This is a genomic window from Algihabitans albus (genome assembly GCF_003572205.1).
In the GTDB taxonomy this organism is placed as follows: Bacteria; Pseudomonadota; Alphaproteobacteria; order Kiloniellales; family DSM-21159; genus Algihabitans; species Algihabitans albus.
Window position 1 is genome coordinate 430,071 of the sequence record NZ_QXNY01000006.1, and the last position, 23,966, is coordinate 454,036.

24 protein-coding genes are annotated in these 23,966 nt (G+C 65.5%); 11 read left to right on the forward strand and 13 right to left on the reverse strand.

Annotation, left to right across the window (positions count from 1 at the left end; translation table 11 throughout):
- Nucleotides 1-71 precede the first annotated feature (71 nt).
- Nucleotides 72-719 carry a FecR family protein gene (locus DBZ32_RS18765; RefSeq protein ID WP_162906839.1) on the reverse strand — a complete coding sequence of 216 codons (648 nt, stop codon included), beginning with the start codon at nucleotides 717-719 and terminating at the stop codon, nucleotides 72-74.
- Nucleotides 720-1,065: 346 nt separating this feature from the next.
- Between DBZ32_RS18765 and DBZ32_RS18770 the strand changes: the two genes are divergently transcribed.
- Entirely contained in the window at nucleotides 1,066-1,440 is a 375-nt protein-coding gene (locus tag DBZ32_RS18770; protein WP_162906840.1) for a DUF6152 family protein, read from the forward strand.
- A gap of 18 nt (nucleotides 1,441-1,458) precedes the next feature.
- Nucleotides 1,459-1,905, forward strand: coding sequence for a hypothetical protein (locus DBZ32_RS18775; protein ID WP_119168763.1), 447 nt, complete (start codon nucleotides 1,459-1,461; stop codon nucleotides 1,903-1,905).
- Here DBZ32_RS18775 and DBZ32_RS18780 read toward each other — a convergent pair.
- The 4 genes from DBZ32_RS18780 to DBZ32_RS18795 are packed head-to-tail and all read right to left on the reverse strand — an operon-like array spanning nucleotide 1,902 to nucleotide 5,067.
- Entirely contained in the window at nucleotides 1,902-2,435 is a 534-nt protein-coding gene (locus DBZ32_RS18780; RefSeq protein ID WP_235830269.1) for an OsmC family protein, read from the reverse strand. The two genes, DBZ32_RS18775 and DBZ32_RS18780, sit on opposite strands and share 4 nt — an antisense overlap.
- Before the next feature lie 13 nt (nucleotides 2,436-2,448).
- The gene (locus DBZ32_RS18785) at nucleotides 2,449-3,186 is read right to left on the reverse strand and encodes an ABC transporter ATP-binding protein (RefSeq protein WP_119168764.1); all 738 of its coding nucleotides are present in this window, start codon (nucleotides 3,184-3,186) and stop codon (nucleotides 2,449-2,451) included.
- On the reverse strand, nucleotides 3,179-4,027 hold the full coding sequence (locus DBZ32_RS18790) for an ABC transporter permease (RefSeq protein ID WP_119168765.1): 849 nt from the start codon (nucleotides 4,025-4,027) through the stop codon (nucleotides 3,179-3,181). The genes DBZ32_RS18785 and DBZ32_RS18790 overlap by 8 nt, the downstream gene beginning before the upstream one ends.
- A complete protein-coding gene (locus DBZ32_RS18795) occupies nucleotides 4,027-5,067 on the reverse strand; it encodes an aliphatic sulfonate ABC transporter substrate-binding protein (RefSeq protein ID WP_119168766.1) in 1,041 nt (346 codons plus the stop codon). Before DBZ32_RS18795 ends, DBZ32_RS18790 begins: the two co-directional genes overlap by 1 nt.
- 344 nt (nucleotides 5,068-5,411) lie before the next feature.
- Here DBZ32_RS18795 and nthA point away from each other — a divergent pair, with 344 nt between their 5' ends.
- From nthA to DBZ32_RS18815, 4 genes are all read left to right on the forward strand, one after another.
- On the forward strand, nucleotides 5,412-6,092 hold the full coding sequence (gene nthA, locus DBZ32_RS18800) for a nitrile hydratase subunit alpha (RefSeq protein WP_119168767.1): 681 nt from the start codon (nucleotides 5,412-5,414) through the stop codon (nucleotides 6,090-6,092).
- Nucleotides 6,089-6,763, forward strand: coding sequence for a nitrile hydratase subunit beta (nthB, locus tag DBZ32_RS18805; RefSeq protein ID WP_119168768.1), 675 nt, complete (start codon nucleotides 6,089-6,091; stop codon nucleotides 6,761-6,763). The genes nthA and nthB overlap by 4 nt, the downstream gene beginning before the upstream one ends.
- Entirely contained in the window at nucleotides 6,760-7,032 is a 273-nt protein-coding gene (locus DBZ32_RS18810) for a nitrile hydratase accessory protein (protein ID WP_119168769.1), read from the forward strand. Before nthB ends, DBZ32_RS18810 begins: the two co-directional genes overlap by 4 nt.
- A gap of 199 nt (nucleotides 7,033-7,231) precedes the next feature.
- Nucleotides 7,232-8,812, forward strand: coding sequence for a sensor histidine kinase (locus tag DBZ32_RS18815; RefSeq protein WP_162906841.1), 1,581 nt, complete (start codon nucleotides 7,232-7,234; stop codon nucleotides 8,810-8,812).
- A 54-nt stretch (nucleotides 8,813-8,866) separates the two neighbouring features.
- Here the strand turns inward: DBZ32_RS18815 and DBZ32_RS18820 are convergent, their stop codons facing one another.
- The 4 genes from DBZ32_RS18820 to DBZ32_RS18835 form a co-directional block, all read right to left on the reverse strand.
- Nucleotides 8,867-9,775, reverse strand: a complete 909-nt coding sequence (locus DBZ32_RS18820) for an isocitrate lyase/PEP mutase family protein (RefSeq protein ID WP_119168771.1) — start codon at nucleotides 9,773-9,775, stop codon at nucleotides 8,867-8,869.
- On the reverse strand, nucleotides 9,772-10,290 hold the full coding sequence (locus DBZ32_RS18825; protein ID WP_119168772.1) for a 3-isopropylmalate dehydratase small subunit: 519 nt from the start codon (nucleotides 10,288-10,290) through the stop codon (nucleotides 9,772-9,774). Before DBZ32_RS18825 ends, DBZ32_RS18820 begins: the two co-directional genes overlap by 4 nt.
- Nucleotides 10,291-10,302: 12 nt before the next feature.
- Nucleotides 10,303-11,559, reverse strand: coding sequence for a 3-isopropylmalate dehydratase large subunit (locus DBZ32_RS18830; protein WP_119168773.1), 1,257 nt, complete (start codon nucleotides 11,557-11,559; stop codon nucleotides 10,303-10,305).
- A gap of 113 nt (nucleotides 11,560-11,672) precedes the next feature.
- Nucleotides 11,673-12,530: an IclR family transcriptional regulator gene (locus tag DBZ32_RS18835; protein ID WP_119168774.1), complete on the reverse strand. Its 858-nt coding sequence runs from the start codon at nucleotides 12,528-12,530 to the stop codon at nucleotides 11,673-11,675.
- A 204-nt stretch (nucleotides 12,531-12,734) separates the two neighbouring features.
- On the opposite strand from DBZ32_RS18835, the gene dctP reads away from it, so the two are divergent.
- From dctP to DBZ32_RS18850, 3 genes are all read left to right on the forward strand, one after another.
- The gene (gene dctP, locus DBZ32_RS18840; RefSeq protein ID WP_119168775.1) at nucleotides 12,735-13,814 is read left to right on the forward strand and encodes a TRAP transporter substrate-binding protein DctP; all 1,080 of its coding nucleotides are present in this window, start codon (nucleotides 12,735-12,737) and stop codon (nucleotides 13,812-13,814) included.
- Between the two features lie 142 nt (nucleotides 13,815-13,956).
- Entirely contained in the window at nucleotides 13,957-14,511 is a 555-nt protein-coding gene (locus DBZ32_RS18845) for a TRAP transporter small permease (RefSeq protein ID WP_119168776.1), read from the forward strand.
- Between the two features lie 3 nt (nucleotides 14,512-14,514).
- Complete coding sequence (locus tag DBZ32_RS18850; protein WP_119168777.1) at nucleotides 14,515-15,855, forward strand: TRAP transporter large permease; 1,341 nt, start codon at nucleotides 14,515-14,517, stop codon at nucleotides 15,853-15,855.
- 60 nt (nucleotides 15,856-15,915) lie between these two features.
- Here the strand turns inward: DBZ32_RS18850 and DBZ32_RS18855 are convergent, their stop codons facing one another.
- The 3 genes from DBZ32_RS18855 to DBZ32_RS22200 form a co-directional block, all read right to left on the reverse strand.
- Nucleotides 15,916-17,286: a glutamine synthetase family protein gene (locus DBZ32_RS18855; protein WP_119168778.1), complete on the reverse strand. Its 1,371-nt coding sequence runs from the start codon at nucleotides 17,284-17,286 to the stop codon at nucleotides 15,916-15,918.
- A 19-nt stretch (nucleotides 17,287-17,305) separates the two neighbouring features.
- The gene (locus DBZ32_RS18860) at nucleotides 17,306-17,773 is read right to left on the reverse strand and encodes a RidA family protein (RefSeq protein ID WP_119168779.1); all 468 of its coding nucleotides are present in this window, start codon (nucleotides 17,771-17,773) and stop codon (nucleotides 17,306-17,308) included.
- A 248-nt stretch (nucleotides 17,774-18,021) separates the two neighbouring features.
- The gene (locus DBZ32_RS22200; RefSeq protein ID WP_162906842.1) at nucleotides 18,022-18,192 is read right to left on the reverse strand and encodes a hypothetical protein; all 171 of its coding nucleotides are present in this window, start codon (nucleotides 18,190-18,192) and stop codon (nucleotides 18,022-18,024) included.
- Nucleotides 18,193-18,655: 463 nt separating this feature from the next.
- On the opposite strand from DBZ32_RS22200, the gene DBZ32_RS18865 reads away from it, so the two are divergent.
- Entirely contained in the window at nucleotides 18,656-19,021 is a 366-nt protein-coding gene (locus DBZ32_RS18865; protein ID WP_119168780.1) for a YunG family protein, read from the forward strand.
- A 161-nt stretch (nucleotides 19,022-19,182) separates the two neighbouring features.
- On the opposite strand, the gene DBZ32_RS18870 is transcribed toward DBZ32_RS18865, so the two are convergent.
- The gene (locus DBZ32_RS18870) at nucleotides 19,183-22,905 is read right to left on the reverse strand and encodes a vitamin B12-dependent ribonucleotide reductase (protein ID WP_119168781.1); all 3,723 of its coding nucleotides are present in this window, start codon (nucleotides 22,903-22,905) and stop codon (nucleotides 19,183-19,185) included.
- A gap of 302 nt (nucleotides 22,906-23,207) precedes the next feature.
- On the opposite strand from DBZ32_RS18870, the gene DBZ32_RS18875 reads away from it, so the two are divergent.
- Complete coding sequence (locus tag DBZ32_RS18875) at nucleotides 23,208-23,930, forward strand: hypothetical protein (protein ID WP_119168782.1); 723 nt, start codon at nucleotides 23,208-23,210, stop codon at nucleotides 23,928-23,930.
- The last annotated feature ends 36 nt before the right edge of the window (nucleotides 23,931-23,966 follow it).

The following is a 23,966-nucleotide window of genomic DNA, read 5'->3' on the forward strand; positions in this document are numbered from 1 at the left end:
TAACAGTCTGACTTCGCTATGACACCAAAGCCTGCTGCCGTCGGCGGCAGGGGCTGTGGCGATGATCGGGCTTAGCGAAGCGTCGTACGCTCGACGGCGTCTATCACGCGTACGGCGTTCCAACGGACCGGCTGGGCGGCCATCGGCTGCGACAGCGTAACGTCGACACCCTCGCCGCCGGTCAGCAGAAGTCGGCCGCCTTGGGTGTCGGTGACTTCGACGCGGCCGCCCAGCACCAGCACCGAGGTGGTCTCGGCGCTGGCCTCCACGATCCATTCGGTCGAACGGGACGAGGCGATGGCGGCGCGGGTTTCCACCGACCAGCCGAGCGAGCTGATCTTGGGGACGCTGGCTCGCAGGATCCCGACGACGAGGGTCAGGAAGCGTGGGCGTCGGTCTTGCACGTTCAAGGCGTCGAGATAGTACTGGACCAACACGCGGGAGTTCGGACCGACGGTGATGACGGTGCCGTCCAGAAAGGCCAGGCGCAAGCGTCCGTCGCCGGACGTCATGATTTCGTCGAGCCGCTGGACGTCCAGTCCGGCTTCGACCGTCAGACTCGTCAAGCCGCGCTGCAGTACGGCCCGGCCGCTGACGGCTTCGACCTGCGCGACCGTCTCCTGGGCCTGCGCCGCCGATCCGGCGGCCATCAGCGACAGACAGAAGATTGCCAGGCAGGCGACTCTTGCACAGGGGGTAACGGCGCTCTGAAGTCTCAAAATCCTCGTCCCGCGAGGGGACGTCGCAAAGCGAGCTATCGAGGGAAAAAAGTTCATAACGGATTGCCTCACGGATAGGCCGATGGAGCCTCGGCGGGAGAAGATCGACCCTAACGGTGCCTCTTGTCGCTCCTAAAGCGGCAACTTGAAACTAATCGTATACATCTGCTGTGAGGGCAATCTCATCGTTCGCTAACCCTAAAGGAGAGGTGGATCGCTCCAGGTGCCTGCGCGCGAGGAAGACGGCTGGCCTGAGAGGTTTCGTTCGGGCTAGTCTTTCTGGGTACTTTGTGGATGCTTTCTGGGGGCGCGACGCGGTCGAACCGACGGAACGGAAGGAGTGGTCATGCTGACGAGGCGAGGGTTCTTGGCTTCGGCGACTGCGGTCGTGGGGGTCGCGGTAGGCGCTCCGGCTTCGGCGCACCATGGATGGCGCTGGACGGACGATGGCACCTTCGAGCTGACTGGCGTGATCCGCGAGGCGCGGCTCGGCAATCCTCACGGTATTCTGGAGGTGGATGCCGAAGAGGAGCGCTGGATCGTCGAGGTGGGTCAACCGTGGCGCAACGAGCAGGCCGGTCTGACCGATGCCCTGCTGTCGGTCGGGCGCGAGATCGTGGCGTCCGGTCAGCGCGCCTCCGATGAGACTGAGCTTCGGATGAAGGCGGAACGCCTTTCCATCGACGGTGTGCTCTACGATCTCTATCCGAACCGGGACTAGCGGATCGGGACAGCGGCGGTGGAGGTCCTGCTGGCCCTGGAAGCGACGGAGGTCGCCACCGTTCTGCGCAGCTCGCGCTGGCTCTATCCGCTCGTCAATGCCGGGCATATTCTCGGCCTTGCCCTGCTAGTCGGTGCGATCGTTCCGCTCGATCTCCGCAGGCTCGGCTTTTGGCGAGCCGCGCCGGTCGAGGCTCTCGAGCGCGTTCTGAGCCAGACGGCGGTGGCCGGGCTCTGTCTCGCGATTCTTACGGGTGCGTTGCTGTTTGCGGTTAGCGCGACCGACTATGCGTCTCTCGATCTCTTTTTGATCAAGATGGCGTTGGTGAGCCTGGCGGTCGCCAACGCCGTCCTGGCCCGGCAACGAGTGCTGGCGCGGCGCCGGACCGCGCCTTTCGCCGCCGTCTCCTTGTGCCTCTGGTTGACCGTGCTGGGCCTCGGCCGATTGATCGGCTATCAGCTCTAGGAAACTGCGGCTTCCGCGACGACCTGCTTGCTCTCGATCCGGGGCGGCTGTTGAATCGTCTGCAGCACGACGCAGAAGCGTTCGGTCAGTTTCAGCAGCTGATCGATCCGCTCCTGCGGCTCGTCCGTCTCCAGATCGAACGTCAAGCGAATCGCCTGGAAGCCGACCGGTGCCTCCCGCTCGACACCCAGCGTCCCGCGAAAGTCCAGGTCGCCTTCGACCAGTACCCGGCCGCCGCGCAGATCGAACCCGATGGCGGTCGCGACGGCGCGCAGCGTCACCCCGGTACAGGCCGCCAGCGCTTCGAGCAGCATGTCGCCGGAGCAGGCCTGATCGCCCAGGCCGCCGGCGGCGGGATGCAGCCCGGCGTCGACCAGGGCCCGGCCGGTGTCGACCTTGCAGGAGATGCCTTCGTCGAGCCGACCTTCGGCGCGGAAGGTCACGACGCCGGCCTTCGCATCCTCGCGGTACTTCGACTTCAGGGGAGCCTGCAGCGCCTTCAGCTCTTCTGCCGTGATCGGGTCGCTCATCCGTTTTGTCTCCTTATGAAAGGTCGAGTGCGGTGACGATCTCCTCCTCCAGCGCGCGCACCTCGGGGGCGGTGCGGGCGCGGGGGCGGGGAAGATCGACGTGGATCTCGCGGTCAATGCGGCCCGGATGGCCGCGCATGACCAGAATGCGGTCGGACAGGGTCACGGCCTCTAGCACGTCGTGGGTGACGAAGACGAGCGTGAAGCGCGAACGCTCCCAGAGCGCCAGCAAGTGCTGCTGCAGTTTCTGACGGGTGAAGGAGTCGAGCGCGCTGAAAGGTTCGTCCAACAACAGGAAGCTCGGCCGCCGGACGAGCGCGCGGGCGATGGCCGTGCGTTGGGCCATGCCGCCGGAGAGTTGGCGGGGATAGGCCTCCGCGAAGCGGCTCAGCCCGACATCTTCCAGCGCCTCGGCAATGCGTGCCTCCTGCTCCCGCGTCGGCAGGTCGAGCAGCGCCAGGCGCACGTTTTCGCGGACGCTGAGCCAGGGCATCAGCCGCGGCTCCTGAAAGACCATGCCGACCTCCGGCGTGGGCCCCTCCACGGTCCGGCCGTCGAGCGACACCGCCCCGCTGGTCGGAGTCTCCAGTCCCGAGACGATGCGCAACAGGGTCGACTTGCCGCAGCCGGAGGTGCCGACCAAGGATACGATCTCGTGCTGGCCGACGCTCAGCGTCACGCCCTCCAGCGCCCGGTGGGCCACGCCCGCGCTGGCGTCGAAGGTCTTCCCCAGACAGGTGATCTCAAGCATCGGCCTTCTCCTGGGTTCCGCCGTAACCGTCCTGCCAGGACAGAAGTCGGGTCGATGCGGCCTCGATCAAGGCATCCGAAAGTTTACCGGCCAGGGCGAAAAGGATCAGGGCGCCGATGATCACGGCCGGCCGGCCGGTCATCTGCCCGTCGATCATCAGGAAGCCGAGACCCTCGCTGGCGCCCATCAGTTCGGCCGCGATCACGAACATCCAGCCGAGCGCGAGGCCAGCACGCAGCCCGGTCATGTAGCTGGGCAGGGTGGCCGGCACCAGAATGCGGCGCACCAGATCGAACCGCGACAGACCGCAGATCCTGGCGACCTCGACCAGCTTGCGGTCGGTGCCGAGAATCCCGGTCACGAGGTTCAGGTAGATCGGAAAAAAGACGCCGACCGCGATCAGCAGCACCTTCGAGGTCTCGAAGATCCCGAACCAGAGAATGAAGAGGGGAACCCAGGCCAGGGAAGGCACCGCCTTCAGCGCCTGAATCGTCGGATCGAGCAGTTCGCGCAGAATACGTGAGCTGCCGGTCAAGGCACCCAGCAGGGTCGCCGCCGCCGCGCCGACGGCGAAACCGAGGGCGACGCGCCAGACGGTGATCAGGATATGGTCGATCAGCTCGCCGGACCGCCAGAGGTCGGCCAGCTCGCCGAAGACCTCGCCGGGCGCCGGCAAAAGGAAACTGGGAATCAGTTCCAGGCGGGCCGTCGTTTCCCAGGCGAGCAGCAACGCAACGGGCAGGATCAGGCCCTTGAAGCGCGCGACGGAGAAGACGGCGGCCTTGGCCGCCGTCCCCCGCCAGCCGAGCGTCACCCGGCGCTCGCTGTTTTCGGCCAGCATCACTCGGCGGCCTTGCCGGTCGCGGCGGTCTCGCCGGCCTTTGCGGCTTGCCGCGTCAGGAAGCTGGCGTCGATCAGCTCATCGACCACCGTTCCGACCTCCAGGTCCTCGTCGATCACGCCGATCTCCTGCAGCACCCGGCCGGTCGCCAGGAAGGTCTCGCGATGGGCCTGTCCGATCGCCGGGTCGGTGATGTCGGTGCGCTGTTCCAGCTGGCGCGCCGCCACGGCCGGGTCGATCTTCGCCGCCGCGACCAGACCGGCCTGCAGCTCCTGCGGATTCTCGAGGGCGTAGCGGCGGGCCCGCTCGTAGACACGCAGCACCCGGGCGACCGTCTCGGGATACTCCTGCGCGAAGGCCTCGCGGACGTTCAGGATGCCGTAGGTGTTGAGGTCGGCGTTGCGGAAGAACAGCCGGGCGTCGGACTCCAGCTCGGCCTTGGCCATGTGCGGATCGAGGCCGGCCCAGGCGTCGACCTGGCCGCGCTCCAGGGCCCGGTAGCCGTCCGGATGCTGCAGTAGCACCGGCTTGATGTCGTCTTCGCTCAGGCCGGCCTCGGCCAGCGCGCGCAGCAGGAAGATGTGCGGATCGGTGCCGCGGGTGACCGCGACGGTCTTGCCGCGCAGGTCGGCGACGCTCTGGATCTCGCTGTCCCGACGGACGACGAGAGCGGTCCACTCCGGCTTGGAGTAGGCATAGACCGCCTTGATCGGCAAACCGCTTGCGCGGCCGACGATGGCGGCGCTGCCCGCCGTCGAACCGAAGTCGATCGAGCCGCCGCGCAGAAACTCCAGCGCCTTGTTGGAGCCGAGCGAGAGCACCCAGCGGATCTCGGTCTCGTCCTCGGCGAACTCCTCTTCCAGCCAGCCCTTGTTCTTCAGCAGGATGGCGACCGGGTTGTAGTAAGCCCAGTCGATGCCGATACGCTCGGGCGTTTCCGCCGCCGACGCCGGTGCGGCGGCGATCAGATCCGTGGTGACAAGACCGGCGGTCGCGATGGCGGCGGCGGCCAGGGACAAAAAGCTACGACGGGTCGACATAACAACTCTCCTCGCTTCGCTACGGCCTCCGCGGAGGCCCGTTTCGATACGAGGCTCCGCGATGCCGGGAAGGGGAGAGCCGCTTCAGACCGCACCGTCGGGCACAAAAAAAGCCCCGACGCGGCGTGAGCGGCGGGACCTGTCCCACTCGCTTTAGCTGGTACTTATATAGCGCCCCGCAAGCTGAGCCTCAAAGCGGCGCTGTTGGACAAGCATCGTTCCACGACGCCGTGTCGTCAATAGAAAATACAAAACACAAAGTAAACGTTAATACGGCCTCTTGATGGAACGGCGGTCCTCCGTACACACTCGGCCTCAATCGAAAGTCTTGGAGGGAGACGTCCATGGCGCCCGAAGATCACGATCCGTCCCATAGCCATTCCCACGATCATCCGCATGGTCACGACCACGATGCCGGGCCGGACCCCATGACCAAACGGGTGCAGGCACTCGAAGCTCTGCTGGTCGAGAAAGGCTATGTCGATCCGGTCGCCGTGGACGCGCTGATCGAAACCTACGAAACGAAGATCGGCCCGCGCAACGGTGCCAGGGTCGTTGCCAGGGCCTGGGCGGACCCGGACTACCGGGCGCGTCTGCTCGCGGATGCGACCGGCGCCATCGCCGAGCTCGGTTTCGCCGGGCGCCAAGGCGAGCACATGGTGGCTGTCGAAAACGCCACGGGCCTGCACAATCTCGTCGTCTGTACCCTCTGCTCCTGCTACCCTTGGCCTGTGCTGGGCGTACCTCCGACCTGGTACAAATCCGCCGCCTACCGCTCGCGTGCCGTGCTCGAACCGCGCGGCGTCCTGGAGGAGTTCGGGGTGCGGCTGCCCGAGGATACGGAGTTCCGCATTTGGGATTCCACGGCCGAGATCCGCTACCTCGTCATTCCCGAGCGTCCGGCCGGAACCGAAGACTGGACCGAGGACCAACTGGCCGAGCTGGTGACGCGGGACTCGATGATCGGAACCGGTCTCGCCAAGTCGCCGCAAGAGGTGTCGTCGCCTGGGGGGACGGTGTCGTGAACGGTGCGCACGATCTGGGCGGTATGCAGGGGTTCGGTCCCGTCGAGCCGGACGAGACCTCGCGGGGCGGTTCGGCGGCGCTCTTCAAGGCGGACTGGGAACGCCGGGTCTTCGGGCTGACGCTGGCCGTCGGGGCGACCGGCAGGTGGAACATCGACATGTCGCGCTACGCCCGCGAGAACCAGGCGCCTGGCGCCTACCTCGCGAAGAGCTACTATCAGATCTGGCTGCAGGGGCTTGAGACCTTGCTGGTTCAGTCCGGCCTCTGCAGCCGGGAGGAGATCGAGCAGGGCCGGTCCCTGGCGCCGCCGGCCGAACCGCCGCGCGTGCTGAAGGCGGCGCAGGTTGCCGCGACCCTGGCCAAAGGCGGGCCGAGCGCGCGGGCGGCGACCCGTCCGCCGGCCTTTGTGCTTGGCGACCGGGTGGTCGCCAAGGTGATGGCCCCGGCCGGCCATACCCGGCTGCCGCGCTACCTGCGCGGACGGCCCGGCCAGATCCTGCTGCACCACGGCGCGCACGTTTTTCCGGATACCAACGCCTGCGGTGGCGGCGAACAGCCCGAGCACCTCTACAGCGTCGCTTTCGACGCCAAGGATATCTGGGGAGAGCAGGCCTATCCCGGGTCGATCCGCGTTGATTGTTTCGAACCCTACCTGGATCCGGCGGCATGACCGGAAAGCCCCCATCTGAAACGCCCCCGGCGCAAACACTGCTTGCGGACAGCGGGCGACCCTTCGAGGAGCCCTGGCAAGCGAGAGTCTTTGCCCTGGCTCACCACCTCGTCGCCCGAGATATTTTCACCTGGCCGGAGCATGCCGACGCCCTGAGCGCAGCGATTCGGCGCGCCCAGGCGGCGGGAGACCCGGATCGCGGTGATACCTACTGGCAGCACTACCTGGCAGCTCTGGAAGACCTGGTTCAAAGGAAGCGACTTGCTTGAGGGCCGCGAAGTGCGCTCCCCGCTCGCGTTTCGCGTTTGAGGAGCTACGCTCGATCCAATGCCATGGCGATAAATGCCATTAATCCTATGGTAGAGTTTTGCGATCCATCTATCTCAGAAGCGGTTTTATGGTTTCGGACTGTGCTGAGCGGATGGAGTGGCCCTAGAGCCGGTAGGAATGGGAGAGGAAGGGAAGAGCTTGAGACCCCGCCAGCCCGCTCGGCGCCGCTCCCATCTGCGCGAGTCCTGCCGGCCCGACTCCAGTAAGCCGGGCTTCGGCCGGCGAGAGCTGAGGAATCAGGGGGAGGCCTCCGGTTCCGAAGCCGGTGTGCTTCTGTTCAGTTTGGACGGTCGCCGGGTGCTGCATGCCAACGAGGTCGTCGCCGACTTGACGGGCTACACGCCGTCGGAACTCTGCGCTCTGTCGCCGGGTCAGCTTCTGGCGGGACCGGAGCCTGCGGAGACCTGGCGTCTCGACAGCGAATTCGTGATGCTCCGGCCTCGCCGGGGAGATCCCGTCGCCTGCCGGGTCAGCCTGGGGCGCTTGTCCCTGCCCGAGGGCGAGCGGCTGGTCGCCACCTTGAGACCGACGCCGGAGACCGAAGGGCAGCAGCGCTTCGATACCCTGGTCCGGATCGCCATCGAGCAGCTTCCGGAAGCTTTGGTGATCTACGATACGGAAGACCGTCTCGTCTATTTCAACCGCGCCTACCACGATTTTTTCCCCTACATGCCGTCTTTCGAGGTTCTGGCGGGACGCCATTTCTTCGATATCGTTCGCTACTCGATGGAGGCGACGGGCGTCGTGCTCGACCCTTTGGCGGAACGCGATCCCGAAGCCTACTTTCAAAAACGCCTCGAACGCTTGCACAAGGCTTCGGGCGTGCCCTTCGAGCAGGAGACGGCGGGCTGCTGGCACCTGGTGCACGAGCAACGCGTGCCGGGTGTCGGTTTCGTCTCCCTGCGCCGCGACATCACCGAGATGAAGCGGCTGCATGATGAAATGGCGGCGGCGAACCTCAAGCTCGCCGAGGCGCGGGAAACGGCTGAGAGCGCACGTCAGCATGCCGAGGAGGCAAACCGCTCGAAGAGCGAGTTCCTCGCCATGATGAGTCACGAACTGCGCACGCCCCTCAATGCCATTTTGGGATTCTCGTCGCTCTTGTCCGAGGAATATCTGGGGCCGCTCGGCAGCGAGAGATATCTTGATTACGCCCGCTCGATTCACGAAAGCGGGGCGCACTTGCTGTCCATCATCAACGACATCCTGGACCTGGCGAAGGTCGAGGCGGGCAAGATGGAAATCGATCCGGAACCGCTCGACGCACAGGCGTTGATCGAGGAGTGCGTTTCCCTCGTCAGCGGGCTTGCCGAGGGCCGGGGCCTGGAAGTCGAGTCGGAGGTGGCGACCGAGGGGTTGAAGCTGATGGCCGACCGTCGCGCGGCCAAGCAGATGATCGTCAATCTGCTGTCCAACGCCTGCAAGTTCACCGAGGCGGGCGGCAGTGTCCAACTCCGCGCGGCGCCGCTAGATCTGGCCGAAAGCCCGGATGCCGTCACCGTCAGCGTTCGTGACACCGGTGTTGGGATGACTCCGGAAGATATTGCCATCGCGGTGGAGCCCTTCGGCCAGATCGGCAATGTTTCCACGAGCGGGCGGCAGGGCACCGGCCTCGGACTGCCCTTGGTCAAGAGCTTCATCGAGCTGCACGGCGGGTCTCTGGAAATTCAGAGCGAATTGGGCAAGGGCACGATGGTCAAGCTGATGTTTCGCGGATAGCCGGCGCGCCTCTGGATCGTTCCGCCGGCAAGGACGACTGGTTCCCCTCCCGCGCTACCTCGCGCCCTCGTCGACCGTCGAGAGAGCTTCGGGCAGTTCCCGCACCAGGAACTTCGCTTTCTGGCGCTCGACCTCGTCGAAGCCGATGAAGCTCTTGAAGTCCTTGAGGCTCGTCGTTTGCCGCGGCAGTTCGCGGGTGGAATGCGCTCCACTGAGGGCCTGAAGATTGGCGCGCATCGCGGCGGTTGCGGTCATCAGCGAGACGAGGGGGAAGACCGCGAGACCGGCGACCTGCTCGATCTGATCCCGCGTCAGGTCGGTTTCGAGCCACCCCAGGATCTGCAGCGACAAGGGCACGCCGCAGGCGTCGCGGAGACGCCGCAGCGCGTCGAAGTCCGTGAAGCCTCGGGAGATCGGCTGGATAAGGTCGGCGCCGGCGGCCACATAGGCTCTGGCGCGGTTGATCCCATCGGCTTCGTTGAAGGCGTCGGTGCGCGCAATGATCACGCTGTCCGGGTCGCGCCGGGCCTCGGCGGCCGCACGGATCTTCGCGCTGCCTTCGTCGATCGGAAGAATCTCGACCGAGTTGGCGACCGCCGGGCAGCGTTTCGGCACTTCCTGGTCTTCCAGGATCATGGCCGCGACGCCCGCCTGCTCGAACTCGCGCACCGTACGCATGACGTTGATCGCATTGCCGTATCCGGTGTCTGTATCGGCGACCAGCGGCACCGTGACGGCGTTGACCATGTTGCGCACGACCGCGAGATTTTCGGTCATGGTGTAGAGTTCCACGTCGGGCGCCCCGAGATGCGAGGCCGAGACGCCGAAACCCGTCGACATGATGGCGGCGAAGCCGGCTTCCTCGGCCAGTTTCGCCGAGAGCGCATCGAAGGCGCCGGCGGTCCAGATCGTCTCGCCGGCGCGGGCTTTCGCCGCGAAAGTGGTCTTGTCGAGCCTGGTCATTCGGTCTCTTCCTCGTCGCGGGCATGCAGGTAGCCGATCAGGCCGCCGTGTTCGAGCATCATCCGGTCGCCGTCGGACAGGGGCTCGAAGGGCAGGGCCGTTCCGGTCGTGCGGTTGATCACTTGGCTGTCTTTCCAGTCGACCTCCAGTTCGTCCCAGCGGGACACGAGGCCGAGGACGCCGGGGCAGGCGATTTGCGGGAAGCCCATCGCAATCTCGCCGCGCCAATAGCCAGGCGAGAAGCTCTCGGCGACAACGCCCGAAATGCCGAGCCGGCGCATTGCGATCATCGGCGGATAGTGCGGGTGGCCGTAACCGAAATTCTCATTCCCGATCAGCAAGTCCCCCGGCTTTACTCTGGTGGCGAAGTCCGGGTCGTAGCCTTGCATGGCGACTTTCGCGAGTTCGTCCGTATCCTTGATCTTGATGTTCTTGACGCCGACGATCTGGTCGACGTCGAAGTCGATCTCGTCGAAGACGAAGGCGGCGCGGCCCCGCAGATTCTTCAAAGGCATCGGGCGGCTCCGTCACAGATAGGGGCGGGGGTCGGCGATCTTGCCTTCGATCGCAGCCGCCGCCACGGCTGCCGCATTGACGATGAAGATTTCGGAATCGGGGCTGCCCATGCGCCCCCGCACATTGAGCGTGCCGGTCGAGACCGCCCGTTGGCCCGCGCTCATCACACCCATGCGGCCGAAGCAGTAGTCGCAGGAGGACGAGGTGACAAAGGCGCCCGATGCGATGAGATCGGTGATGATGCCTTCCTCCGCGGCCTGGCGCATGATCTCCTGACTGGTCGGTACCACATGGAGCTGGAAGCCCGGCTTGACCTGACGCCCGCGCAGGATCTCGGCGGCAATCCTGAGATCCTCGACCCGGCCGCTGGCGCAGGATCCCAGGTATCCCACCTGCACCTCGGTGCCGACGAAGTCGGAGAGGTCGTGCGTATTGGCGGGGCTGGGCGGGATGACCACGACGGGTTGCAGCCCGGACAGATCGATCCGATGCACCGCCGCATAGTCGGCGTCGGGGTCGGAGCTGACGGGGTCGAGCGCGATCCGCGCACGCGGTAAGGCGTAGTCGAGGCTCGTTCGATCCGGATTGATGATCGCGGTGATGGCACCGGTGAACATGGCGAGACAGGTGATCGTCTGCCGGCCTTCGAGCGAGATGTGCTCAAGCGCGTTGCCGCCGATTTCGAGGACCTGGAAGCGGCAGGCGGAGGGGCCGATCACGCGCACGATGTGATGGAACACGTCGCGCGCCATGACGCCGGGCCGGAGCCGGCCGGTCAGATCGATGCGCGTCGTCTTCGGCACCTTGATCTGAATGCGCTCCTTGACGAAGGCCTCGAGGAGATGGCGGCGCACGCCGATTGCCAGTGCGCCATAGGTCCCGAGTTGCGAGATATGGCCGTCGAAATGGACGACGAAGGCGCCAGGCGTCGCATAGCCGAGTTCGGCCGCGACCTGATGGCCGATGCCCTTGCGCTCATAGACCGGCACGCCCTGCGCGGCGCCCCAGTCGCGGGTCACCTGGTGGAGCTCTTCTTCCTGCGGCGTCACCGCCGGAACCATATGGTCGATAAATAGGGCGAAGCGGCTCGGATCGACCACCTTGTCGATGCCGAAATCCTCTTTCATCTGCCGGAAGATGACGTCGGTGTAGCCGGGGAAGTCGTAGGCAATGACGAAGTCCGGCCGCGCCTTGATCTCTTCCCCCGCGCGTACCCGGTCCCGGCCGGCGGCGCGCGCCAGAATCTTTTCTGCGATCGTGGCCCCCATCGGCGGCCTCCCTCCCGAAGCGGCGAATCCCTTGTCTCAGGCCTTGAGACAGGGCGTTGCGTCGGCGGAAGTACCGGCCAGGTGGGCGTGCTTGTCAAGGAATAACAATAATTTCAACTGATGAAATCAAGGCCTGAAATCCGGTCCGACAGGCGCGCGCAGCAGTCCAGAAGCGGGGACAAGGCACGGGGCCTTCCGTCGCCATCGGGCGTGTCGCCGAAAATCTGCGGCGTCAGTCCCCCGAGCGACATTGCGGCGACCAGGAGGCCGCGATCGTCGCGAACCGGTGCCGCCACCGCCGACAGGCCGAGCGCCACGTCGTCGCGGGCGAAGGCCCATCCGTTCCGTCGGATCTCGTCGAGTTCCACCCGCAGGAGGTCCGGGTCCGTGATGCTTTTATCGGTCAGGGTCGCCAGCGGCTGGGCCAGAATGCGGTCCTGCTCCTCCACCGGCAGATGCGCGAGCAGCAGACGTGGGGCCGCGCCGCAATTGAGCGGGCGTCCCATGCCGAGTGCCCACCAGCGCACCTCCACCGGCGCCTGGCCGTGAAACCGGGCGAGGCAGATGGCCTCGTGGCCGCGTGCGACCGATAGAAAGGCCGTGGCGCCGACCTCGTCGGCGAGGCCGCGCAGCAGGTCCTCGGCCAGGTCTCGCAGCGACTGACCGTCGGGAACCGCGCCGGCGAAGCGCATGGCCTGAAGCGTCAGCGCATATTGGCCTGACTTCGCATCCTGCTCGACGATTCCCTCGTCGCGCAGCGTCACCAGGATGCGGCGCGTCGTTCCGGCATCCAGGCCTGCGCTCTCGGCGACGGCGCTGAGCGAGAGGCGCGGCTGTTCGGGCGTGAAGGTGCGCATGATGGCGATCGCGCGCGACACCGCCCGGACGCGCGGCAGCGTCGCACCGTCGCTTCTGCGGCTGCCGTCCGCCGGGTCGCTGTCACGGCGTGGATCGCTCGACGTTTGGCGCATGGGTCGTCACCTTTCGGCCTGTCGGCCCTGTCAGGGGGCTCGTGGTTTGCGGCATCTGCCTCAGATTGAAAAACGATATTCGACGGCTATCGTAGCGAAATATTTCATATAGTGAAATTATAATTACCTGTTGACAAAGATCACTGCCCTGCGTGCAATTTCCCCAATGTCCGGTCAACGGATTGCTTGAGGGAGGAGATCGCTATGAGAAAAGTGACGACAGGTCTGTTGGCCGTCGCGGTTGCAGTTGGCGGACTGAGCGCGTCCGCGGTCTGGTCGAATGCCGAAGCGGAGATGCAGATGCTGCGCTTCGCGGAGTTCGCCCCCAATCGAGGCACGAGAGCCGGTGCTCTCCAATGGCTGGACAGCGAACTGCGCGAGCGGTCCGACGGAGCCTTGGGTCTCGATATCGTTTGGGGCGGAGCGCTTCTGGGGGCCCGCGACGCGGCGCAGGGCGTGTCCGACGGGGTTGCCGACATGGCCTCCATCGTCCCGGTCTACGCCCCGGGTCGGCTTGTCGTCTACGAGGCCGTCGATACGGTGCAGTTGCCCGACGAATGGGTCGGCATGATGGCGGCTTACGAGCTGATGACGACCCATCCGGCTGCCATCGAGGAAGCCAATTCCTTCAATCTGCACTATTTCGGCAACTATACGACGGGTCCAACGCAGCTTCTGTCCCGTGACAAGCCGATCACGTCGCTCGAGGATCTCGACGGCCTGACGCTGCGTGCGACCGGCGCTTTCGTGCCGGCGCTGGAAGCGCATGGCGCGTCGACCGTCTCGGTGTCGCAGCCCAAGGTCTACGAGGCGCTGTCGAACGGCTCCATCGACGGGTCGACCACCTACTACTACGTCGTGAAGGCTTACAAGCAGCATGAGATCGCGAACTACATCACCGGCGTCGATTTGGGCCAGACGCTCGCTTTCGGGATCGCGATGAACCTCGAAACCTATCAGGACCTCAGCGCGGAGCATCAGGCGTTGATCGACGAGCTGGGCCGCGACTTCACGCTCCACGTGGCCGAACTGATGCATGCCTCGCGGACGGAAACCAAGGCCGAGCTCGCAGCCGGCATCGACGGCCATGCCATCGAAATGATCGAGCCGGCCGCCGGCATGCGCGAAGCGCTGGTCGAGCTTGCCGAGCAGGATGCGCAGCGCTGGATCGATAAAGCCGGCGAGAAGGATCTGGATGCCGACGGCATTCGCGGTGCCTTCCTCGAGCTGATCGCGAAATACGACGCCGAGCACGAGGCCCAGGGATATCCTTGGGATCGCTGAGCTCCACCTAGTCCGACACCGTCTCCGCCCGAAGCTCGGGTGGAGACGGTTCCCTTCGCATGTCGATACCTCCGTCTCAGCGTGTCGGTACCTCCCTGCGAAACCGGATAACCGCAAACGGGCGATCCATGGCGGGTGATCTATGGGCGATGTGACGCATCTGTTTCGCAGACTGCTCGGCGCGCTCGAACGCGTCGCCATGATCCTGTCCGGAACCGCGCTGCTGATCATGGGCGGGATCGTCACCGCTTCGGTGCTGGGGCGTCAGCTCTTCAACGCGCCGATCCCGGACGATCTCATCATGGTCGGCCTCTTGATGGTCTGCGTGATCGCTCTGCCGCTGGCCTTCATCGAAAGCCAGTCCGGGCATATCGCGGTGACGGTCACCACCGACTGGCTACCGGTCCGTGCGCGCGGTCTGCTGCGGGCTTTCGGTGCGCTCGCCATGATGGTCTTCTTCGGCAGTATCGGCTTCATGGTGTCCCAAAAGCTGCCGCGCGAGATTGCCCAGGGCACCTACTACGACGGAACGCTCGAAATCCCGACCTGGCCGATGAAGATCGTCTTCGCTGCGGGGATCGCTCTCTTCGTCCTTCGGCTCGCCGTTTCGATCGCGGAAGGGCTGCGCACCTGCGCGACGGGCGTGGCGCCCGCGCACGATCGCCCCACGGCGCCGGATCGGTCGGAACAGGTCTGACGGATGGAGCCTCTTCTTGTCGGCGGATTGGCCCTTGGCGTAACGCTGGCCCTGCTCGCGCTCCGGGTCCCGATCGCCGCGGCGCTGGGAATCACGGCGTCGATCGGCATCTTCATCATTTTCGGCTGGCGTCCCGGCGGTAACTTCAATCCCGATGCCGCCTGGCGCCCGACTCTGTCGCTCATCGGCAACGGTCCCTACACCTTCATCACGGGCTTCTCCCTATCGACGGTGCCGCTCTTCATCCTGATGGGCCATCTCGCCTACGAGGCGGGATTTACCACCGACATCTATCGGGCGGCCCGGCTCTGGCTCGCGCGGCTGCCCGGCGGCGTGGCCATGGCCTCGGTCGTCGGCTGCGGCGGTTTCTCGGCCATTACCGGCTCGTCCGTCGCTTGCGCCGCCGCGATGGGGCGGATCGCCATCCCCGAGATGCTGCGGTTCGGCTACGCGAAGTCGCTGGCTGCCGGCTCCGTCGCGATCGGCGGCACGCTCGGCTCGCTGATTCCGCCGTCGATCCTTTTCATTCTTTACGGCGTCTTCACCGAGCAATCGATCTCCAAGCTCTTCGTCGCCGCGATCGTTCCGGGACTGCTCTCGCTCGCCGCTTATCTCCTGGTGATCTACATCTGGGTGCGCATCAGGCCCGAAGCCGCGCCGGTGCCCCGGGACGCCATCGCCCGAGACGACCGTTGGCAGGCGCTCGGGCGCTGCTGGGCCATCGTCGCGATCTTCACGGTCGTGATCGGCGGCATCTACGGCGGGGTCTTCACCCCGACCGAAGCCGCCGGTATCGGGGCCTGTGCGACGCTTCTGCTCGGCCTTCTGCTCGGCCGTCTCAGCCGCGAGAAGATCGTCTCGGCCCTGCGCGAAAGCGTGTTTCAGTCGTCGATGATTTTCGCGATCGCCATCGGCGGCAAGATCTACGTCAGCTTCATCGCGCTGACTGGCCTGTCCGGCGCCATCACCGATTGGATCGCCCATATCGACGCCTCGATGCTCGTCGTCCTCGCGGTCATCGTGGTGATGTACCTGATCCTCGGCATGTTTCTCGATCCCATCGGGATCATCCTGCTGACCTTGCCCCTGACCATTCCGATCGTCGAGAGCTACGGTCTGTCCCTCATCTGGTTCGGCGTCGTGGTCATAAAACTTCTGGAGATCGGGCTCGTCACGCCGCCCATAGGGCTCAACGTCTTCGTCATCAAATCGATCGTCGGAGACAAGGTGAGACTGGAGACCATCTTCGTTGGCATCGCCTGGTTCCTGCTGATCGAGATCGTCGTACTCGGCCTGATCATGGGCGTGCCGGGCTTGTCGCTCTGGCTCCCGAGCTTGCTGTAGCGGCGAGACGGATGCCGCGTGGCGCCTACGCGATCCGAGCCTTTTCGAGCCTGGACCGAATCAATCCGCCAACAGGTACCACTGATATTCTTGCGGCGTGATGGCGGCCTCGAAGGTCTCGTACTCGGCCTCCTTCGCCTGCACGTAGAGATCGACGTAGTCCTTGCCCAGGTAGTCGCGTAGCAGCTTGCCGCGGCGCAACCTCTGCAAGGCCCGGCGCGGACGCATCGGCAGGGCGGGGTCGAAGGCGGTGGCCGCGTTTCCGCTGGCCGGCGGTCCGGGGTCGAGCCTGTTGGCGATGCCGTGATGCATCCCGGCGAGCAGCGCCGCCAGCGTCAGGTAGGGGTTGGCGTCTGCGCCGGGCATGCGGTGCTCGACCCGCTTGGCGGTGCCGCTGCCCAAGGGAATGCGGAGCGCGACGGAGCGGTTCTCCTCGGCCCAGGAACGGCGGATCGGGACGAAGACGTCCGGCTGGTAGCGGCGGTAGGAATTGATGTTGGGCGCCAGGAAGGCCATGGCCTCGGGCAGGGTGGCCAGCAGGCCGCCGAGCGCATGGCGGAACCTGTCGCTGATCCCGCCCTGGCCGTCGTCCAGGACGTTGCGTCCTTCGGCATCGAACAGGCTGATATGCAGATGCATCCCGTTGCCGGCTTCCTCCGGATAGGGCTTGGCCATGAAGGTGGCCTGCATATCGTACTTCCGTGCGACGCCCTTGACCGCGCGCTTGAAGAGAACGCAGTCGTCGGCGGCGGCCAACGGATCTTCCACGTGACGCAGATTGATCTCGAACTGCCCGGGAGCGTACTCGGCGGAGATGGCGCCGGTGGGCACGCCCTGCGCCTTGCAGCTCTCGACGATGTCGGTCAGCACGGCGCCGAAGGTATCGACCTGGTCCATGCCGTAAACCTGCGTGGCGCGGTCGCGCTCGCCCGTCGCGGGGGAGAAGGGCGGCTGCGGGGCGCCCAGGGCGCCCCGCGACCGGTCGATCAGATAGAACTCCAGTTCGAAGGCGACGCAGGCCGTCAGTCCCAACTCGGACTCCAGGTTTTGGGCGACGCGGGCCAGGACGTTGCGCGGCTCGAAGAAGAGCGGCTGGCCGTCGCGCTGGCGACAGGTCAGAAGTACCTGGGCCAGCGGTTGGGCCGACCAGGGCACTCGGTCGAGCGTGTCCGGGATCGGCACCGCGAAGCAGTCGGGATCGCCGTCGGAAAAGCCCCTGCCGCCGGCATCCGTGTTCGCGCCGGCGGTGTCGAGCAGAAAGCTGGAGGCCGGGAAGGCCAGACCGTCGCCGAAAATGCGGGACAGATCGGCGACGGGATAGCGCTTGCCGCGGACGACGCCCGAGAGATCGGCGAAGATGACGTCGACCGCCTGGGTGTCGGGAAACTCGGCGAGGAACGCGCGAACCTCGCGCAAGGACTCTTCGGTCATGGAGGCGTTCGTTCGCCGTCTATTCCAGCTCGATCACGGCGTCGACCTCGACCGCCACGTCGATCGGCAGACCGCCGGCAGAGACCGCGGTACGGCAGTGCTTGCCCTTGTCGCCGAAGACCTCGACCATCACGTCGGACGCGCCGTTCACGACCTTGGGCTGGTCCGTGAAATCGGGGGTGGAATTGACGAAACCGCCCAGGCGGACGACGCGCTTCACCTTGTCCAGGTCGCCGCCGGCCGCGGCCTTCATCTGGGCGATCAGGTTGATGGCGCAGATCCGCGCCGCCTGCTGCCCTTCTTCGACCGAGAAGGTCGCGCCGACCTTGCCGAGGAACTGCGGCTTGCCGTCGACCAGGGGAACCTGGCCCGAGATGAAGACCAGCTTGCCCACGGCGACGAAAGGCACGTAGTTCGCGACCGGCGCGGCCGGTTCCGGAACCTCGATACCCAAGTCCTTCAGCTTCGCGTCGATCGTTCCGGCCATGGCGCGGCTCTCCTCCCTGTCGGCTCTCGCATGTCTCTTGCTGATGACCGCGAGCGGTTGCCCACGGCGCGCGGAGAGTAGCCGAGCGGAAGGCCGGAAGGGAAGTGTCGGCGAAGCGCTGAGCTTCGTTTGGAGAGAAAATCGGATCGGCGGGAGGCGAAGCACCTCCGGCCGATCTCCTCCTTGGGTCCTGGGTGGGACCCTACCTGAACTTGGGTCCTGGGCGGGGCCCTACCTGAACTTGGCTCCTAGGCGGCCCTTGCCTGAGTGCGGGCCTTAAGACGCGATCGGGCGTCCGTCATCTCGCGCCGCAGCTCCTCAACCGTCGACCCGGAGACTTCCAGAAGCTTCCAGGTCAATTCGTCCTCCAGCAGGTCCTCGAGTCTCGGCTCACGGTTGTTGGTCCAAGTCTTAGCCATCTGATCCTCGCTCTTCGACGCTCGTCCCTACGTGTCCTTCATGTGGGGACACCTGTTAGCGGCTGCCTATGACAAAGCCGAGGCGCAACAGTGGCGACCCTATGAATGTGACCTTCATCACAGTCATCGCTCGAACCCCTCCGAAAAGCTGGGCTCGCGCGTCGCTCCCTGGAATTTTGCGCCAAACGTCTATGGCACTTGGCGATCTGCCGGTTGCCGACGGTCTAACCCGGGTCGTATGAAGGCTTTCTTAAGTTGTAGGGTTAAAGCATAAAGGACAATCAATGGCTGCGCCAGCGGTCAATCGCCGTCGGCCCGGACGCCACGTGGAAGGGACGTCTCGATCGAGACCGCTCCAAATTCGAAGACAGACGTGCTTTACGGCGATTTGGAAACGGGTTTCGGAACGCTTCGATCAGTGTACCCTCGGCCGGACCGAAAACCATCGACAACAGGAAACGGTATGGCGCCTGCCTACGATGAAGGTCGCATCCGCTCTGCGCTCGAACACGCGTGGTCTCTCGACACCGCTGTACAGTGGACGCCGGAAAATCCCGCATCCGGCCAATGCAACGTGACGGCCGTAGTTATTCTTGATTTGTTCGGAGGTGACCTACTCCGAACGCGGCTGCCTGGAGTCTGGCACTATTACAACAGGCTGGAGGGGCGGCGCGTGGATTTCACAGACAGTCAATTTAGCGCGCCGGGTGCGCTTTTCGCTGCTCCGGCAGAGTACGACGATGACGTCACGACGCGCGAAGCTGCGATGACCGGTATCCCCTTACGGGAATACGAAGCTCTCAAGGCTTCGCTTGTTGCGCACTTGTAGTTTGTTCGTCGCCGCGAAACCGCTGTCTGCTGTCGCGACGAGACGTCAGGAGCGGACAAGAGGCGCCTGCCTGTGAAAAAACAGGGAGCGGAACCATCTCGACGGTCCCGCTCCCGTTCTCGTCACCGGCTTTCCGGCGATCTGTCGTGTCGCCAGAGGCGTCAGGAACAGCCGCTGGTGGAGCCGCAGGTGGTGCACTTCATGCAGGTGCCGTTGCGGACCAGAGTGAAGTTGCCGCACTCGCCGCAGGCATCGCCTTCGTAGCCTTTCATGCGGGCCTCGCGGATGCGCTCCAGGCGCTGGTCGACTTCGCTGCCGATCCTGCGGCTGACCGATACCTCCTGGGATACGAAGCTGGCGGTTTGAACGCCGGCCGGCGCTGCGGCCGTGTCTCCGGCATAGCCCGGACCGTCGGTGCCGGTCGCCTCGAACTGCACCGCGGTTTCCTGCGCACCGCCCTTCAGCCCGCCCTGGGCACCGCCCGGCAGAACCAGCAATTGGTTGCGGACGTAGCCGCGCGAGGTGACGCGTCGCACCGTCTCGGTGATCGCCTGCTCGACCTGGTCTTCCAGGTTGGACTGAGCCTCGCCGCGCCCCGTCGCGTCCGGCAGAACGTCGTCCGGCGCCACATGGGCCAGATCGTTGCGGCCGAGGTAGCTGACCGCCAGCTCGCGGAAGATGTAGTCCAGCACGCTGGTCGCCATCTTGATCGCGTCGTTGCCCTCGACCATGCCGGACGGCTCGAAGCGGGTGAAGGTGTAGGCCTCCACGTACTCCTCGAGCGGTACGCCGTACTGCAGGCCGATCGAGATGGCGATGGCGAAGTTGTTCATCAGGCTGCGGAAGGCCGCGCCTTCCTTGTGCATGTCGACGAAGATCTCGCCGAGGCTGCCGTCCTCGTACTCGCCGGTGCGCAGGTAGACCTTGTGGCCGCCGACCACGGCCTTCTGTGTGTAGCCCTTGCGCCGGCCGGGCAGACGCTGGCGGCTGACTTCCCGCTCGATGATCCGCTCGACGATCTTCTCTGCGACCAGGCTGGCCTTGGCGGCGGTCGGGGCGGCCGTCAGGGCCTCCGCCAACTCCTCCGCGTCTTCCTCAGCCTCATCGTCGATCAGGCCCGACGCGAGCGGCTGGCTGAGCTTGGAGCCGTCGCGATAGAGCGCGTTGGCCTTGATGCCCAGCCTCCAGGACAGCTCGTAAGCCGCCTGGCAGTCCTCGACGGTGGCCTCGTTCGGCATGTTGATGGTCTTGGAGATGGCGCCCGAGATGAAGGGCTGGGCCGCGGCCATCATGCGGATGTGGGATTCGGCGGAGAGATAGCGCCGGCCGGTCTTGCCGCAGGGCGTGGCGCAATCGAAGACCGGCAGATGCTCGGGCTTCAGATAGGGCGCGCCCTCCAGGGTCATGGCACCGCAGCAGTAGATGTTGGCGGCCTCGATCTCGGCCTTGGTGAAGCCGATGGCGGCGAGCAGGTCGAAGCTGAGATCGTCCAGTTCGGCATCGCCGAGCCCGAGCGCCGTCCGGCAGAAGTTTTCGCCAAGGGTCCATTTGTTGAAGGCGAACTTGATGTCGAACGCACTGCCGAGGGAAGACTCCAGGGCGTTCAGAGCCGCCTCGTTGAAGCCCTTCGCCTTCAGGGTCTTGTGATTGACGCCGGGTGCGTCCGCCAGCGTGCCGTGACCCACGGCGTAGCGCACGATCTCCTCGACCTCGACCTCCCCATAGCCGAGATGTGCTAGGGCCGCGGGAACGGTGCGGTTGATGATCTTGAAGTAGCCGCCGCCGGCCAGCTTCTTGAACTTGACCAGGGCGAAGTCCGGTTCGATGCCGGTGGTGTCGCAGTCCATCACCAGGCCGATGGTGCCGGTCGGCGCGATCACCGTAGCCTGCGCGTTGCGGAAGCCATGCACGGAGCCCAGCTCGACCGCCTCGTCCCAGGCCGCCGCCGCGGCCACGGCCACCGCCCGGTCGGGGCAGCTCGCCAGATCGAGCGGAACCGGCAGGACGGACAGGGCCTCGTAGCCCGACGTCCGGCCGTGCGCGGCCAGCCGGTGATTGCGGATCACCCGCAACATGGCGTCGCGATTTTCCTCGTAGCCCGGAAAGGCGCCGAGCTCGCCGGCCATCTCGGCGGAGGTGACGTAGGAAGCGCCGGTCATCAGCGCCGTGATCGCACCGCAGAGAGCGCGGCCCGCCTCGCTGTCGTAGGACAGGCCAAGCGACATCAGCAGGCCGCCCAGATTGGCGTAGCCCAGGCCCAGGGTCCGGTAGCGGTAGGATCGCTCCGCGATCTCCCGGCTCGGGAACTGCGCCATCATCACGGAGACTTCCAGAACGACGGTCCAGAGCGCGACGCCATGGCGGAAGCTCTCGACGTCGAAACTGCCGTCCTCCCGCCGGAAGGTCATGAGGTTCAACGACGCCAGATTGCAGGCCGTGTCGTCGAGGAACATGTACTCGGAACAGGGGTTGGAGGCGTTGATGCGCCCGCCGGCCGGACAGGTGTGCCAGTCGTTGATGGTGGTGTCGAACTGCACGCCGGGATCGGCGCAGGACCAGGCCGCTTCGGCGATGCGGCCCCAAAGTTCGCGGGCATCGATCTGCCGGGCCACCTTGCCGTCGGTGCGACGGATCAGATCCCAGTTTTCGCCGCGCTCCACCGCCCCCAGGAAGGCGTCGGGCACGCGCACCGAGTTGTTGGAGTTCTGGCCGGAGACCGTCAGGTAGGCTTCCGAATCCCAGTCCGTGTCGTAGGTCCGGAACTCGATTTTTTCATAGCCCTGCTGTGCGAACTGGATGACTCGACGGACGTAGTTTTCCGGGATCATCGCCTTGCGCGCGTCGCGGATGGCCTGCTTGAGCGCCGCATTGGACTTGGGGTCGAAGCGGGCCTCGCCGCTGCCGAGCTGACAGGCCTGGATGACGGCGTTCAGGTGTCTGTTGCAGAGCTTCGATCCGGCGACCAGGGCCGCGACCTTCTGCTCCTCGGTCACCTTCCACTCGATGTAGTCGAGGATGTCCGGGTGATCGAGATCGACGGTCACCATCTTGGCGGCGCGCCGCGTGGTGCCGCCGGATTTGATCGCGCCGGCGGCGCGGTCGCCGATCTTCAGGAAGGACATCAGGCCGGAGGAGCGGCCGCCGCCGGCCAACGGCTCCTCGGCGCCGCGCAGTTTGGAGAAGTTGGAGCCGGTGCCGGAGCCGTACTTGAACAGCCGGGCCTCGCGGGTCCAGAGATCCATGATGCCGCCGTCGTTCACCAGGTCGTCCGACACCGACTGGATGAAGCAGGCATGGGGTTGCGGATGCTCGTAGGCGCCGGTCGCCTTGGTCAGCTCGCCGCTGCGGTAGTCCACGTAGTGATGACCCTGACTCGGGCCGTCGATGCCGTAGGCCCAATGCAGTCCGGTGTTGAACCACTGCGGCGAATTGGGCGCGCACATCTGGCGGGCCAGCATCACACAGAGTTCGGCGTGGAAGGTTCGGGCATCTTCCTCGGTGTCGAAATAGCCGCCCTTCCAGCCCCAGTAGGCCCAGGTTCCGGCCAGGCGGTCGAACACCTGCTTGGAGGAGGTCTCGCCGCCGTAGCGCTCGTCCTCGGGCAGGCCGGCCAAGGCCTCCTCGTCGGGTTCGGAGCGCCAGAGGAAGGCCGGAACGTCTGGTTCCTCGACCTTCTTGAGTCGCTTCGGCACGCCGCGCTTGCGGAAGTACTTCTGAGCCAGAATGTCGCTCGCCACCTGCGACCAGTCCTCCGGGACCTCGACCTGCTCGTTCTGGAAGACCAGCGAACCGTCGGGGTTGCGGATCTCGCTGCTGGTCGTCTTGAAGGCAATCTCGGCGTAGACGTCTCGGTCGGAAGACGTGAATCGGCGTGCGACCCGCATGGCTGTAAGGACCCCCTTAGCGGTTTTCGATAACTCGGATTGGGACTTTTTCGGCCCCGAAACGCACCCGATAGAAAGCCCACTCCGCCTCCCCACAAGCGAGTGAGCTACCAGATGTCGTTCAGGACGCGTATCTAACCACAAGATGGAGCGAGGGTCACGAGATTTTGTGATGAAAGAGCAGCAGTTCGCAACGGCTGGTGTCCGCCCCGGCGGTTCGATCGTTCGTCTGCCTTGGAACCGCCACATCCGCTGGCTTATGGTGCCCGGATTACACCACCTCTCGATCACTGGAAGCGATCATGCCGGCTGCTGCCTTGCCGTTTTTGCTTGTCCTGTTCCTCGTCCTTGCGGCACCGGGCGCCGAAGCCCAGAGCCAGACCGGGGCGCAATCCTCGGGAGAGGCGTCGGAACTGACGCGCAGCTTGGCGGCGCTCAAGGCCGGAGGGTCGGAATTCTATCTGCACCCGCTGGAGTCGGGCTGGGTCTGGCAGGCGGTCGACTCGCAGCCGCCGTTCCACGCCATGACCTTCGCGCCGGAGGGCCAGTCCCAGCGCGGTTGGACCGACGGACTGCAGTTGGGCATTCTGCGAGACGACGCGAGGACGCCGGAGGACCTGCTGGGGTGGGCCGAGCGGCGGCTCGCCACGGAGTGCCGCGATCTGCGCCGCAGCGGGTTGGAACAGGGGGAGACCGACGAGGGCTGGTCCGAGGCCTGGCGGCTGTTTTCCTGCCCCAGCCGGCTCGACGAAGGCCCGGGAAATCGGGAGCGGGGCGAGATCCGGCTGCTGCGCGCGGTTCAGGGCGAGCGCGCCGCTTACCTGATCGCCCGAATCTGGCGGACGGACTCCTTCGAGGCCGCGGTGCCGGTCAGCCAGAGCGAGGTGGAGCAGGCCCGCGATCTTCTGGCCGCCGGCGGGCCCTGCCTGCGCGACAGCGCGCGCAGCACCTGTCCCTTCTACAGTTCCATGGGGCTCGGCGCTCTCGACGACGCCAAACCCTACGGGGTGTTCAACGTCCGCTGATCTTCGGCCTCGGGTCCGGCGCAGGGACCGTTCGGC

Excerpts from the sequence above, each read along its gene's own strand:
- dctP (WP_119168775.1), top strand. The coding sequence starts at position 12,735 with ATGAGAAAAGTGACGACAGGTCTGTTGGCCGTCGCGGTTGCAGTTGGC.
- DBZ32_RS18770 (WP_162906840.1), top strand. The coding sequence starts at position 1,066 with ATGCTGACGAGGCGAGGGTTCTTGGCTTCGGCGACTGCGGTCGTGGGG.
- DBZ32_RS18870 (WP_119168781.1), bottom strand. The coding sequence starts at position 22,905 with ATGCGGGTCGCACGCCGATTCACGTCTTCCGACCGAGACGTCTACGCC.
- DBZ32_RS18830 (WP_119168773.1), bottom strand. The coding sequence starts at position 11,559 with ATGGGGGCCACGATCGCAGAAAAGATTCTGGCGCGCGCCGCCGGCCGG.
- DBZ32_RS18820 (WP_119168771.1), bottom strand. The coding sequence starts at position 9,775 with ATGACCAGGCTCGACAAGACCACTTTCGCGGCGAAAGCCCGCGCCGGC.
- DBZ32_RS22200 (WP_162906842.1), bottom strand. The coding sequence starts at position 18,192 with ATGGCTAAGACTTGGACCAACAACCGTGAGCCGAGACTCGAGGACCTG.
- DBZ32_RS18835 (WP_119168774.1), bottom strand. The coding sequence starts at position 12,530 with ATGCGCCAAACGTCGAGCGATCCACGCCGTGACAGCGACCCGGCGGAC.
- DBZ32_RS18855 (WP_119168778.1), bottom strand. The coding sequence starts at position 17,286 with ATGACCGAAGAGTCCTTGCGCGAGGTTCGCGCGTTCCTCGCCGAGTTT.
- DBZ32_RS18785 (WP_119168764.1), bottom strand. The coding sequence starts at position 3,186 with ATGCTTGAGATCACCTGTCTGGGGAAGACCTTCGACGCCAGCGCGGGC.
- DBZ32_RS18875 (WP_119168782.1), top strand. The coding sequence starts at position 23,208 with ATGCCGGCTGCTGCCTTGCCGTTTTTGCTTGTCCTGTTCCTCGTCCTT.
- DBZ32_RS18850 (WP_119168777.1), top strand. The coding sequence starts at position 14,515 with ATGGAGCCTCTTCTTGTCGGCGGATTGGCCCTTGGCGTAACGCTGGCC.
- DBZ32_RS18865 (WP_119168780.1), top strand. The coding sequence starts at position 18,656 with ATGGCGCCTGCCTACGATGAAGGTCGCATCCGCTCTGCGCTCGAACAC.
- DBZ32_RS18795 (WP_119168766.1), bottom strand. The coding sequence starts at position 5,067 with ATGTCGACCCGTCGTAGCTTTTTGTCCCTGGCCGCCGCCGCCATCGCG.
- DBZ32_RS18810 (WP_119168769.1), top strand. The coding sequence starts at position 6,760 with ATGACCGGAAAGCCCCCATCTGAAACGCCCCCGGCGCAAACACTGCTT.
- DBZ32_RS18780 (WP_235830269.1), bottom strand. The coding sequence starts at position 2,435 with ATGAGCGACCCGATCACGGCAGAAGAGCTGAAGGCGCTGCAGGCTCCC.
- DBZ32_RS18860 (WP_119168779.1), bottom strand. The coding sequence starts at position 17,773 with ATGGCCGGAACGATCGACGCGAAGCTGAAGGACTTGGGTATCGAGGTT.
- DBZ32_RS18825 (WP_119168772.1), bottom strand. The coding sequence starts at position 10,290 with ATGCCTTTGAAGAATCTGCGGGGCCGCGCCGCCTTCGTCTTCGACGAG.
- DBZ32_RS18790 (WP_119168765.1), bottom strand. The coding sequence starts at position 4,027 with ATGCTGGCCGAAAACAGCGAGCGCCGGGTGACGCTCGGCTGGCGGGGG.
- nthA (WP_119168767.1), top strand. The coding sequence starts at position 5,412 with ATGGCGCCCGAAGATCACGATCCGTCCCATAGCCATTCCCACGATCAT.
- DBZ32_RS18845 (WP_119168776.1), top strand. The coding sequence starts at position 13,957 with ATGGGCGATGTGACGCATCTGTTTCGCAGACTGCTCGGCGCGCTCGAA.